Source organism: Mesorhizobium sp. M0854 (genome assembly GCF_040319815.1).
In the GTDB taxonomy this organism is placed as follows: domain Bacteria; phylum Pseudomonadota; class Alphaproteobacteria; order Rhizobiales; family Rhizobiaceae; genus Mesorhizobium.
Genome location: NZ_JAMYOL010000007.1, coordinates 30,757 through 43,370 on the forward strand (window position 1 = coordinate 30,757; position 12,614 = coordinate 43,370).

Sequence of the window (12,614 nt, forward strand, 5' to 3'; positions counted from 1 at the left end):
AAAATGCAGTAAGGTCAAAGATTTAGCCAGAGTTTTTGCTCGCGCCAACAATCTGCGGCCTGTCAGACAAGAGAAAAGACGGTCCGTGGCCCAATCGTCATCGCCAATCTCAGGTGTCGCAGAACGCTATGCGGGTTCGCTGTTCGAACTCGCGCTGCAGGCCAATTCGGTCGCCAGCGTCGAGGCCGACCTCAACAGGTTCGAAACGATGCTCGAAGGCAGCGCTGACCTTTCGCGGCTGATCAGGAGCCCTGTCTTCTCCAGCGAGGACCAGGCCAAGGCGATCGCCGCGATCGCCGACAGAGCAGGGATCACCGGCCTCACCGGCAATTTCCTGCGCGTCGTTGCCCAGAATCGCCGGCTGTTCGCCGTGCCCGGCATGATCAAGGCGTTCCGCCGGATCGCCGCCGAACACCGCGGCGAGACCGCTGCCGAGGTCACCTCGGCGCATGCGCTGACGCCTGCCCAGGAAACCGAGCTGAAAGCAGCGCTGAAAAGCGTCGCCGGCAAAGACGTGGCGATCACGGTCACCGTCGATCCGTCGCTGCTCGGCGGACTGGTGGTCAAGATCGGCTCGCGCCAGATCGATACGTCGCTCAAAACCAAACTCAATTCGCTCAAGCTTGCACTGAAAGAGGTCGGCTGATGGACATCCGCGCCGCGGAAATTTCCGCAATTCTGAAAGACCAGATCAAGAATTTCGGCAAGGAGGCCGAGGTCTCCGAAGTCGGCCAGGTGCTGTCCGTCGGTGACGGTATCGCCCGCGTCTACGGCCTCGACAATGTCCAGGCCGGCGAGATGGTCGAGTTCCCCGGCGGCATCCGCGGCATGGCGCTCAACCTCGAAGCCGACAATGTCGGCGTTGTCATCTTCGGCGCCGACCGCGACATCAAGGAAGGCGACACCGTCAAGCGCACCGGCGCCATCGTCGATGCACCCGTCGGCATGGGTCTGCTCGGCCGCGTCGTCGACGCGCTCGGCAACCCGATCGACGGCAAAGGCCCGATCCAGGCCACCGAACGCAAGCGCGTCGACGTCAAAGCGCCCGGCATCATCCCGCGCAAATCGGTGAACGAGCCAATGTCGACCGGCCTCAAGGCCATCGACGCGCTGATCCCGGTCGGCCGCGGCCAGCGCGAGCTGGTCATCGGCGACCGCCAGACCGGCAAGACCGCGATCATCCTCGACACCATGCTCAACCAGAAATCGGTGCACGACAACGGCCCTGAGAAGGAAAAGCTGTACTGCGTCTATGTCGCCGTCGGCCAGAAGCGCTCGACGGTGGCGCAGTTCGTCAAGGTCCTGGAAGAGCGCGGCGCGCTCGACTATTCGATCATCATCGCCGCGACCGCCTCCGATCCGGCGCCAATGCAGTTCCTGGCGCCGTTCACCGCCTGCACCATGGGCGAATATTTCCGTGACAACGGCATGCACGCGCTGATCAGCTACGACGACCTGTCGAAGCAGGCCGTCGCCTATCGCCAGATGTCGCTGCTGCTGCGCCGTCCGCCGGGCCGCGAAGCCTATCCCGGCGACGTTTTCTACCTGCACTCGCGCCTGCTCGAGCGCGCCGCCAAGCTCAACGACGAAAACGGCGGCGGGTCTCTGACGGCGCTGCCGATCATCGAAACGCAGGCCAACGACGTTTCGGCCTATATCCCGACCAACGTCATCTCGATCACCGACGGCCAGATCTTCCTGGAAACCAATCTGTTCTTCCAGGGCGTCCGTCCGGCGGTCAATGTCGGCCTTTCGGTGTCGCGCGTCGGCTCCTCGGCGCAGATCAAGGCGATGAAGCAGGTTGCCGGGTCGATCAAGGGCGAGCTCGCGCAGTACCGCGAAATGGCTGCTTTCGCGCAGTTCGGCTCCGATCTCGATGCCGCCACGCAACGCCTGCTCAACCGCGGCTCGCGTCTGACCGAGCTGTTGAAGCAGCCGCAATTCTCGCCGCTCAAAGTCGAGGAGCAGGTCGCGGTGATCTTCGCCGGCGTCAACGGCTATCTCGACAAGCTGGCGGTCAACCAGGTCGGCAAGTTCGAGCATGGTCTGTTGTCGCATATGCGCTCGGCCGGTAAGGACGTGCTCGACGGCATCCGCAAGGAGAAGGCGCTGTCCGACGATCTGCGCGCCAGGCTGAAGGCAGAAATCGACGCCTTCGCCAAGACCTTTGCTTGAGCAGGACGGACGGGATCAGGTTTGAAGCATGCCTTCGTTAAAAGACCTTCGTAACCGTATCGCCTCGGTCAAGGCGACGCAGAAGATCACCAAGGCGATGCAGATGGTCGCCGCGGCGAAGCTGCGTCGCGCGCAGGAAGCGGCGGAAGCGGCGCGTCCCTATTCGGAGCGCATGGGCGCGGTGCTGGCCAACATCACCCAGGCGATCGGCGGCGGCGGCGATGCCCCGGCGCTGATGACCGGCACCGGCAAGGACGACGTGCATCTGCTTGTCGTCTGCACGGCCGAACGCGGCCTGTGCGGCGGCTTCAATTCGCAGATCGCCCGTTTTGCCCGCGACCACATCCGCAAGCTTCTGGCCGACGGCAAGCAGGTCAAGATCATCTGCGTCGGCAAGAAGGGGTTCGACATATTGCGCCGCGACTACGGGGCGCTGATCATCGAGCGTGTCGACCTGCGCGAGGTCAAGACGCTGGGCTTCGTCAATGCCGATGCCATCGCCAAGAAGGTGATCCACCTGTTCAACGAAGGCGGCTTCGATATCTGCACGCTGTTCTATTCGCAGTTCAAGTCGGTGATCAGCCAGATCCCGACGGCGCAGCAAATTATCCCGGCGGGCGCGCCTGCGGCTGGCGCGGAAGTGAGGGATGGCGGCAGCGCCGTCTACGAATACGAGCCGGAGCCGGGCGAGATCCTCTCCGATCTCATCCCGCGCAACATTTCCGTGCAGGTTTTTCGCGCGCTGCTCGAGAATGCTGCCGGCGAGATGGGCGCCAAGATGAGCGCCATGGACAATGCGACGCGCAACGCCGGCGACATGATCAACAAATTGTCGATCACCTACAACCGCCAGCGGCAGGCGCAGATCACCAAGGAATTGATCGAAATCATTTCGGGCGCCGAGGCGCTCTAGGCACGCCCACAAGGAGGTCATCGACCTCAAGCGTGTGAGAAACAAAGAGACGAAAAGGGTAAGAACGATGGCGAAAGCAGCGACCCCGAAGACGGTAGCCCCGAAGGCCGCGGCACCAGCGAAGGCTCCGGCGGCAGCAAAGGCCGCTCCGGCCAAGAAGGCGGCAGCAACCAAGGCCGCCGCTGTGAATGCGCCGGCCGCCACCATCAAGAAAACCGGCCTGGCAGGCAAGGTTCGCCAGGTCATCGGCGCCGTTGTCGACGTCCAGTTCGGCGAACATCTGCCGGCGATCCTGAACGCGCTTGAGACGATCAACGTCGGCAATCGCCTGGTGCTAGAGGTGGCCCAGCATCTGGGCGAAAACACCGTGCGCTGCATCGCCATGGACTCGACCGAAGGTCTGGTCCGCGGCCAGGACGTCTATGATACCGGCGCTCCGATCACCGTGCCGGTCGGCCCGGGCATGCTCGGCCGCATCATCAACGTCATCGGCGAGCCGGTCGACGAGGCAGGCCCGGTCGACGGCATCGAGATGCGCTCGATTCACCAGCCGGCGCCGACCTATGTCGAGCAGTCGACGGAAGCGCAGATCCTGGTCACCGGCATCAAGGTGCTCGACCTGCTGGCCCCCTATGCCCGCGGCGGCAAGATCGGCCTGTTCGGCGGCGCCGGCGTCGGCAAGACGGTGCTGATCCAGGAACTGATCAACAACGTCGCCAAGGCGCATGGCGGCTTCTCGGTGTTCGCCGGCGTCGGCGAGCGCACCCGCGAAGGCAACGACCTCTATCACGAGTTCATCGAGTCCGGCGTCAACAAGAAGGGCGGCGGCGAAGGCTCCAAGGCCGCGCTCGTCTATGGCCAGATGAACGAGCCGCCGGGCGCCCGCGCCCGCGTCGGCCTGACCGGGCTGACGGTTGCCGAATATTTCCGCGATCAGGGCCAGGACGTGCTGTTCTTCGTAGACAACATCTTCCGTTTCACGCAGGCGGGCTCGGAAGTGTCGGCGCTGCTCGGCCGCATTCCTTCGGCCGTGGGCTACCAGCCGACGCTGGCCACCGACATGGGTGCGCTGCAGGAGCGTATCACCACGACGACCAAGGGTTCGATCACCTCGGTGCAGGCGATCTATGTGCCGGCCGACGACCTGACCGACCCTGCACCGGCGACCTCGTTCGCCCACCTCGACGCGACGACCGTGCTCAACCGCGCGATTTCGGAAAAGGGCATCTATCCGGCGGTCGATCCGCTCGATTCGACCTCGCGCATGCTCGACCCGATGGTTGTCGGCGAAGAGCATTACCAGGTCGCCCGCCAGGTGCAGTCGATCCTTCAGCGCTACAAGTCGCTGCAGGACATCATCGCCATCCTGGGCATGGACGAGCTGTCGGAAGAGGATAAGCAGACCGTGGCCCGCGCCCGCAAGATCGAGCGCTTCCTGTCGCAGCCCTTCTTCGTCGCCGAAGTGTTCACCGGCGCACCGGGCAAGCTGGTCGACCTCGCCGACACCATCAAGGGCTTCAAGGGCCTTTGCAACGGCGATTACGACCATCTGCCGGAGGCCGCCTTCTACATGGTCGGCGGCATCGAGGAAGCGGTCGAGAAGGCACAGCGCCTGGCCGCTGAAGCGGCCTGATGGTGAATGGTCAATAGTGAATTGTGAATGGGGAGTAGCGGATAGGAAATCGGGGGCTGAGTGAAGGTCATTCTTTCTGACCATTCACCATTCACCATTCACCAGTCGCTAAATTGATCATGCCTGAAGCTTTCAAATTCGAACTGGTCTCGCCGGAGCGCCTCTTGGTTTCCGAGCAGGTCGAATCCGTCGTCATTCCGGGCGCCGAGGGCGAAATGACTGTCATGGCGCATCACGCGCCGGTCATGACGACGATCAAGCCGGGCGTCGTCACGCTAAAGACCGCGCAAGGCAAGGAAGAGCGCTACGTGGTGTTCGGCGGCTTTGCCGACATCGTTCCGGCCGGCTGCACGCTGCTGGCGGAATCGGCTGTGGCCGTCGGCGACATCGACCGCGCCGACCTTGCCCGCCGCATCCAGGAGGCCAGGGAAGACGCCGCCGACGCCAAGGACGACCAGACCCGCAGCAAGGCCGAGCAGTTCCTCAACCAGCTTACGACGCTTGAAGGTGCGCTGTTGCCGGCTTAACAGGCGCCCCTTGCCTTCTCCCCTTGTGGGAGAAGGTGGATCGGCGCGCAGCGCCGAGACGGTTGAGGGGTGTTGGAAGAACTGAGACGGCGGCGATCCCTGGAGCACCCCTCATCCGACCGAGCTCCGCTCGGCCACCTTCTCCCACAAGGGGAGAAGGGGGGCTGGTCACACCGTCAGCGTCTCCACCGCGCGCATGACGCCGCGCAGTTCGGCGAGGCCCTTCAGGCGGCCGATGCAGGAATAGCCGGGGTTCACCTTTTTGCCGATGTCGTCGACGATCGCGTGGCCATGGTCCGGACGCATCGGCACCTGCCAGTCCGCCCTGCCTGCCGCCTTGCGCCGCCGCTCTTCGCCAATCAGCGCCGACACGACCGCCACCATGTCGGTGTCGCCGTCGAGGTGCTCGGCTTCGTGGAAGGAGCCGTCTGGCTCCTTGGTGACATTGCGCAGATGGGCGAAATGGATGTTTTCGGCGAAGGCCTCGGCCATCGTCGGCAGATCGTTCTGCGCGCCCGCGCCGTAGGAGCCGGTGCACAGGGTCAGCCCGTTAGCCGGCGAAGCGACCGCGTCGAGCAGCGCGCGGGCATCATTGGCGTTGGAAACGATGCGCGGCAGGCCGAACAGCGAAAAGGGCGGATCGTCGGGGTGGATCGCCAATCTGACGCCGGCCTCTTCGGCCACCGGCACGATCTCGCGCAGGAAGGCAAACAGGTTTTCGCGCAGGCCTTCGGTGGAGACGTCCTTGTAGAGGTCGAGAGCGCGGCGGAAGCTTGCCCGATCGAAGATGAATTCGCGCGCCGGGACCCAGCCGATCAGGTTGCGCTCCAGCCTTGCCTTGTCGCTGTCGCTCATCCCTTCCAGCCGCGCACGCGCGGCCTCGATACGGGCCGGTGGGTGATCGGCCTCCGCCCCTTCTCGCTCAAGGATGAAGACGTCATAGGCGCAGAGCTCGACGACATCGAAGCGCAGCGCCGTGCCGCCATGCGGCATCGGATAATCGAGGTCGGTGCGCGTCCAGTCGGTGATCGCCATGAAATTATAGCAGACGGTGTTGATACGGGCGGCGGCGACGGAGCGGACCGACGCCTTGTAATTGTCGATCAGGGTGCGCCAGTTGCCGCTGCGGGTCTTGATGTCCTCGTGCACGACGATGCTCTCGACCACATCCCAGGTCAGGCCTGCTGCCTCGATCTCGGCCTTGCGCCTGGCGATCTCGTCCGCCGGCCAGGCGCGGCCGTCATTGAGGTGATGCAGCGCGCTGACGATGCCGACGGCGCCGGCTTGACGGACATGGGCAAGCGTCACCGGATCGTCCGGCCCGAACCAGCGCCAGGTTTGTCTCATGGCTTCTCACTGCCTATGCCAAGCGCTGCGAAGGCAGCGGCAGGTCCGCCCCGCCGCAGGCGCTCGAGATGGGCTGCCGTCAGATCGATCAGTGTCATGCGGTGGGCATGGTCCTTGGCGAAGCCGGCGAGATCGAATATCGCTGTCACCGTTTCACCAGCCGGTCGGCTGCCGAGCGCCGTAAGCCGAGTGTCGATCGGGTCGGTGAAATGAGCTTCCGGCAAGGTTTTGCCGCGCGCCTCGCAAGCGGCGATCCAGGCCGCCACCACCAGCATGAGATGCGCGGGCGGGTCACCAGCACCCAGCCGATCGAGGGCAGAGGCGACGATGCGCTGCGGCAGCTTCTGGCTGCCGTCATTGGCGATCTGCGCCGTGCGATGGGCGAGCGCGGTGTTCGAATAGCGTTCGGCGAGCTGGGCCGTGTAGCCGGCCGTATCGAGCCCGGCGTCCTGCGGCAGCGTCGGGATGGCCTCGGCCCATAGTCCGTCGACGAATTGCCGGATCGCCGGGTCGGCAAAGGCGCGGTCGACCGTGTCGTAGCCGCTGAGCAGGCCGAGATAGGCGATTGCCGAATGCGAACCGTTGAGCAGCCGCAGCTTCATGTCCTCGAAGGGCCCGACGTCGCCGACCATGGTGACGCCGAACTTTTCCCAGGCCGGCCTGCCTGCCGGGAAATCATCCTCGACCACCCATTGGCAGAACGGCTCGGTCATCACCGGCCAGGCATCCTCGACGCCGAGCTCGACGGCGATACGCGCCCGGTCGGCATCGGTGGTCGCCGGCACGATGCGGTCGACCATGCTCGACGGGAAGGCGACGCCGTCGGCGATGTGTGCGGCGAGCCTGGCATCGCCCGAAGTGGCGAGCCTGGCATCGCGCAGTGCGGCGAATTCGACCAGCAGGCGGTGCAGCGTGGCACCATTGGCCGGAAGGTTGTCGCAGCAGAGCACGGTGAAAGGCTGGATGCCGGCGGCACGGCGGCGCGACAGCGCCTCGGTCAGGAAACCATGCGCCGTCCGTGGCATTTGCGGGTTGGCCAGATCATGGACGATGTCGGGGTGGGTATTGTCGAGGCCGCCGCCGGCTGCCCTCAAATAGGCCTTTTCGGTGATCGTCAGCGTGACGATGCGGGTGCGCGGATCGGTCAGGGCGGCGAGCACCGCAGCCGGATCTTCCGGCGCCACCAGCAGCGACAGGATCGAGCCGACGACGCGCAGCTCTTCGCCGACGCTGCTCCTGATCGCCAGCGTGTAGTGGCCATCCTGCGGCGCCAGTGCGTCGCGCGTGTCAGGACTGCGCAAGGACACGCCGACAATGCCCCAGTCCGCCTCGCCCGCCGCCAGGCAGTCGTCGACATAGGCCGCCTGGTGGGCGCGATGGAAGGCACCGACGCCGAGATGGACGATGCCCGGTGCAATAGCGCCGCGGGCGTAGCGCGGGACCGCGACCGAAGCCGGCAGTGCCTTCAGCGTGCTGTTGGAAAGGCGTCTATTGGTCATTGCGCCACGTGTCTGATCGAGATTGTTGGGTCACTGCTGGCAGGCGGCGTAACACCCGATACCGTCACGCACAATGGGCAATGGCCGACGAAAAGTCATCATACAACAACCCAGTTTTTGTATGTTGACATTATTTCTTTCCAACCCTACCGATGTCCGGATTGGGAGGATTCACGTGGCCGCATTGACGGATCCGGACTTGCTGTTTGCCGCCGAGGCGCGCCCGCGTTCGCTGGCCCGCGATCTCTATGCCGCGGTCAAAGACCTGCCGATCGTCAGCCCGCACGGCCACACCGATCCGCGCTGGTATGCGCTCAACGAGGCGTTTCCCGATCCGGCGCAGTTGCTGATCGTGCCGGACCACTACATTTTCCGCATGCTGTTCAGCCAGGGCGTTCGGCTTGAGGAGCTTGGTGTGCCGACGCTTGACGGCTCGCTGGTTGAAACCGACGGCAGAACGATCTGGCGGTGCTTCGCCGAGCATTATTACCTGTTCCGCGGCACGCCGACCCGGCTGTGGTTCGACCATGTGCTTGCCCATCTGTTCGGCATCGACGAGCCGCTGACGGCCGCAACCGCCGACCGCCATTACGATATGATCTCGACCTTGCTGCAGTGGGAGAATTTTCGCCCGCGAGCGCTGTTCGAGCGCTTCAATATTGAAGTCATCGCGACGACCGAAGGCGCGCTCGACGATCTCCGATGGCACCAGATGATCCGCGACAGCGGCTGGGAAGGCCGCGTCGTCACCGCCTATCGGCCGGATGCGATCGTCGATCCCGACTTCGAAGGCTTTTCGGCCAATCTCGACCGGCTTGGCGAGATCACCGGCTGCGACACCGGCAATTGGGCCGGCTATCTCGATGCGCATCGCCAGCGGCGCGCCTTCTTCAAGAGCTTTGGCGCGACTTCCTCCGATCACGGCCATCCGACGGCCGAAACCGCCAATCTCTCGGATGCCGCCGCGCAGGAGCTGTTCAACCGCATCCGCCGGGGCTCGGACGACGAGCGCGAGCGAAAGCTGTTCCGCGCCCAGATGCTGACCGAGATGGCCAAGATGAGCCGCGACGACGGGCTGGTCCTGCAGATCCATCCCGGCTCCTGGCGCAATCATTCGCCTTCTATCTTTCACAAGTTCGGCAGGGACAAAGGCTTCGATATTCCGACCCGAACCGACTATGTGACGGCGCTGAAGCCGCTGCTCGACTGCGTCGGGCTGGAGCGCGACCTCACCATCATCCTCTTCACCCTCGACGAGACCAGCTATGCGCGCGAGCTGGCGCCGCTCGCCGGCGTCTACCCGGCATTGAAGCTCGGGCCGGCCTGGTGGTTCCACGACAGCCCCGAAGGCATGCGCAGGTTCCGTGAGATGACCACCGAAACCGCCGGTTTCTACAACACCGTCGGTTTCAACGACGATACCCGCGCCTTTCCATCCATACCGGCCCGCCATGATGTGGCGCGCCGGGTCGATTGCGCTTTTCTGGCGCGTCTCGTCGCCGAGCATCGGCTCGGCGAGGACGAGGCGCACGAGCTGGCGCAGGAACTTGCCTATACGCTCGCGAAAAAGGCGTACCGGCTCTAACGGCGCTTGCCGCCATCGTTCAAACGGGAGGAAACCAATGCTGCATTTTTCGAGACTGGCGGGGGCTACGCTAGTTGCCGCCGCACTGCTGGCCGGAACGGCAAGCGCTCAGACGGTTCTGCGCTCGTCCGACACCCACCCGGACGGCTATCCGACGGTCGAGGCGGTCAAATATTTCGGCGAGCTGGTGAAGGAGCGCACGGCCGGCCGCTATGTGGTCGAGATCTATCCTTCCGCGCAACTTGGCGAGGAAAAGGACACGATCGAGCAGGTGCGCACCGGCGTGATCGATCTCAACCGCGTCTCGATGGCGCCGTTCAACGGGCTCATCCCGGAGACCACCGTGCCCTCGCTGCCCTACATCTTCCGTTCGGAAGAGCATATGCACAAGGTCATGGACGGGGTGATCGGCGACCAGATCGCGGCGGCGTTCGACCAGGTCGGGCTGGTGCTGCTCGCCTTTTACGACGGCGGCTCGCGCTCCTTCTATAATTCGAAGAAGCCGATCAACACTGTAGCCGATATGGCCGGCATGAAGTTCCGCGTCATCCAGTCCGACATCTTCGTCGACATGGTGGCGGCACTCGGCGCCAACGCGACGCCGATGCCGTATGGCGAGGTGTATTCGGCGATCGAGACCGGAGTCATCGACGGCGCGGAGAACAATTTTCCGAGCTACGACACCGCCAAGCATGCGGAAGTCGCCAAGTACTATTCGCTCGACGAGCACACGATGGTGCCGGAAGCCTTCGTCATGGCGAAGTCGAGCTGGGACAAGCTGACGCCGGAAGACCAGGCGATCTTCAAGGCGGCCGCCAAGGAAAGCGTCGCCAAGCAGCGCGAGCTGTGGACCGCCAAGGTCAAGGAATCGCGCGCCAAGGTCGAGGCGGCCGGTTCGCAGATCACGACGCCGGACAAGCAGCCCTTCATCGACGCGATGGGGCCGGTCTACGAGAAGCACGTCAAGGATGACAAGCTGAAGGCCATGGTCGAAGCCATCAAGGCCGTGCAGTGATCAAGCGGCGGCGCGGACATTCCGTGCCGCCATCCTCCTGGGGAGAAAACCGGTGACTTCCAGCCCAAGACCAACACCGCTCCTGTCCGGCGTCGCGCAAGTGATGTCGCGCGTCAGCACGGCGGCGCTGTCGATCGCCGGCATCGGGCTGGTGCTGATGACCGCCTTCGTCGCCTGGCAGGTGTTCGGCCGCTATGTTCTGAACCGCTCGCCGAGCTGGACCGAGCCGGGCTCGGTGATGCTGATGAGCTGGTTCATTTTCCTCGGCGCTGCCGTCGGTGTGCGCGAGAACTACCATCTTGGCTTCGACGTACTGCTCTACGTGCTGCCGAAAGGCGGCAAGCGCTGGCTGCGGATGATTTCGGATCTTGTCGCGCTCGCCTTCGGCATCGGCATGATCTGGTATGGCAGCCAGCTGGTCGCATTGACCTGGGGCTCCGTCTTGCCGTCACTCGGCATATCGGGGGGCTGGGACTATGTCCCGCTTGTCGCGGGAGGCGCGCTCATCGTGCTCTTCACGCTGGAGCGCATCGTGCTTCGCCTCTCCGGCGCGCCGATCGACGATGCCCTCGATGAACTGCCGCCGGCCGAAGTCGCGGCCGAACTCGACACCGCCAACGTGAAGGTCTGACGCCATGGAACTGTGGATTCTGTTCGGCGTCTTCACCCTGCTGATGCTTATCGGCACGCCGATCGCTTTCTGCCTGGGCGTCGCAAGCCTGGCCACCGTCCTCTATATGGGCCTGCCGCCGCTGATCGTGTTCCAGCGCCTGAATTCCGGCATGAGCGTCTTTTCGCTGCTGGCCATTCCGTTTTTCATCTACGCCGGCGACTTGATGGTGCGCGGCGGCATCGCCAGCAAGATCGTTGCCTTCGCTGGCTCGCTCGTCGGCCATTTGCGCGGCGGCCTCGGGCAGGTCAACATTGCAACCGCTACACTGTTCGGCGGCATTTCCGGCTCCGCGGTGGCGGAGGCAGCGGCGGTAGGCGGCCTGATGATCCCGCAAATGAAGGCGCGTGGCTATGGAGCGGACTACGCCGTCAACGTCACGTCGATGGCGGCACTGATCGCGCTGCTGCTGCCGCCGTCGCACAACATGATCATCTACTCGATCTCGGCAGGCGGAAAGATCTCCATCGCCGATCTGTTCACGGCCGGTATCATCCCGGGCCTGCTGCTGGCCCTGTCGCTGATGGTCACCGCCTATATCGTCGCGCGCTCCCGCGGCTATCCGACCGAGGCGTTTCCGGGCTTCACCGCAGTCGCGCATCTTTTCGCCGTCGCCGTGCCCGGCCTGCTGTTGATCGCGATCATCTTCGGCGGCGTGCGATCGGGCGTCTTCACCGCCACCGAGAGTTCCTGTATCGCCGTCATCTATGCGCTGCTCGTGACCGTCTTCGTTTACCGGCAGATGACCTGGGAAGGGTTCGTTCATGCCACCCATGGCGCCGTGCGCACCACGGCCATGGTGCTGCTCATCATCGGCATGGCGGCGGCGTTCTCGTGGCTGATGGCCTTCCTGAAAGTGCCGGCAGCGCTCATCGCCTCCATGAACGCGATCTCGGACGATCCGCTGGTCGTGCTTCTCCTGCTCAACCTCCTGATGCTGTTCCTCGGCACGTTCATGGACATGGGGCCAACTATCATCATTTGCACGCCTATCTTCCTGCCCGTGGCGCAGGCCTACGGCGTCGATCCGGTGCATTTCGGCGTCATCATGATCCTCAATTTCGGCATTGGGCTGAACACGCCGCCGGTGGGCGCAGTTCAGTTCGTGGCATGCGCAGTGGGCAAGATATCCGTCTGGGAATCGATGCGCTCGATCTGGCCGTTCTATGGCGCAGGCCTCGTGGTGCTGGCGCTCGTCACTTACATTCCGGCCATTTCGCTATGGCTGCCGAGCGTCTTCAAATAGGGGG

Annotated in this window: 11 protein-coding genes; 9 read left to right on the top strand and 2 right to left on the bottom strand. The window is 64.1% G+C overall.

Features of this window, described 5'->3' with window-relative positions:
• The first annotated feature begins 85 nt into the window (after positions 1-85).
• The 5 genes from NKH99_RS13595 (at position 86) to NKH99_RS13615 (ending at position 5,248) form a co-directional block, all read left to right on the top strand.
• Positions 86-646, top strand: a complete 561-nt coding sequence (locus NKH99_RS13595) for a F0F1 ATP synthase subunit delta (RefSeq protein WP_352540923.1) — start codon at positions 86-88, stop codon at positions 644-646.
• A complete protein-coding gene (gene atpA, locus NKH99_RS13600) occupies positions 646-2,175 on the top strand; it encodes a F0F1 ATP synthase subunit alpha (RefSeq protein ID WP_352450899.1) in 1,530 nt (509 codons plus the stop codon). The genes NKH99_RS13595 and atpA overlap by 1 nt, the downstream gene beginning before the upstream one ends.
• A 28-nt stretch (positions 2,176-2,203) precedes the next feature.
• Positions 2,204-3,088: a F0F1 ATP synthase subunit gamma gene (locus tag NKH99_RS13605; protein ID WP_352471280.1), complete on the top strand. Its 885-nt coding sequence runs from the start codon at positions 2,204-2,206 to the stop codon at positions 3,086-3,088.
• A gap of 67 nt (positions 3,089-3,155) precedes the next feature.
• Positions 3,156-4,721, top strand: a complete 1,566-nt coding sequence (gene atpD, locus NKH99_RS13610) for a F0F1 ATP synthase subunit beta (RefSeq protein WP_352683656.1) — start codon at positions 3,156-3,158, stop codon at positions 4,719-4,721.
• Positions 4,722-4,840: 119 nt separating this feature from the next.
• Entirely contained in the window at positions 4,841-5,248 is a 408-nt protein-coding gene (locus NKH99_RS13615; RefSeq protein WP_023678096.1) for a F0F1 ATP synthase subunit epsilon, read from the top strand.
• 168 nt (positions 5,249-5,416) lie between these two features.
• Here the strand turns inward: NKH99_RS13615 and uxuA are convergent, their stop codons facing one another.
• On the bottom strand, positions 5,417-6,595 hold the full coding sequence (gene uxuA / locus NKH99_RS13620; protein WP_352814813.1) for a mannonate dehydratase: 1,179 nt from the start codon (positions 6,593-6,595) through the stop codon (positions 5,417-5,419).
• The gene (locus tag NKH99_RS13625) at positions 6,592-8,094 is read right to left on the bottom strand and encodes a mannitol dehydrogenase family protein (protein WP_353014392.1); all 1,503 of its coding nucleotides are present in this window, start codon (positions 8,092-8,094) and stop codon (positions 6,592-6,594) included. Before NKH99_RS13625 ends, uxuA begins: the two co-directional genes overlap by 4 nt.
• Positions 8,095-8,269: 175 nt before the next feature.
• On the opposite strand from NKH99_RS13625, the gene uxaC reads away from it, so the two are divergent.
• The 4 genes from uxaC to NKH99_RS13645 all read left to right on the top strand — a co-directional run bounded on the left by uxaC (position 8,270) and on the right by NKH99_RS13645 (position 12,610).
• Entirely contained in the window at positions 8,270-9,679 is a 1,410-nt protein-coding gene (uxaC, locus tag NKH99_RS13630; RefSeq protein WP_353014393.1) for a glucuronate isomerase, read from the top strand.
• A 37-nt stretch (positions 9,680-9,716) separates the two neighbouring features.
• Complete coding sequence (locus NKH99_RS13635) at positions 9,717-10,694, top strand: TRAP transporter substrate-binding protein (protein WP_352814818.1); 978 nt, start codon at positions 9,717-9,719, stop codon at positions 10,692-10,694.
• A gap of 103 nt (positions 10,695-10,797) precedes the next feature.
• The gene (locus NKH99_RS13640) at positions 10,798-11,325 is read left to right on the top strand and encodes a TRAP transporter small permease (protein WP_023719697.1); all 528 of its coding nucleotides are present in this window, start codon (positions 10,798-10,800) and stop codon (positions 11,323-11,325) included.
• Between the two features lie 4 nt (positions 11,326-11,329).
• On the top strand, positions 11,330-12,610 hold the full coding sequence (locus tag NKH99_RS13645; RefSeq protein WP_023678089.1) for a TRAP transporter large permease: 1,281 nt from the start codon (positions 11,330-11,332) through the stop codon (positions 12,608-12,610).
• The last annotated feature ends 4 nt before the right edge of the window (positions 12,611-12,614 follow it).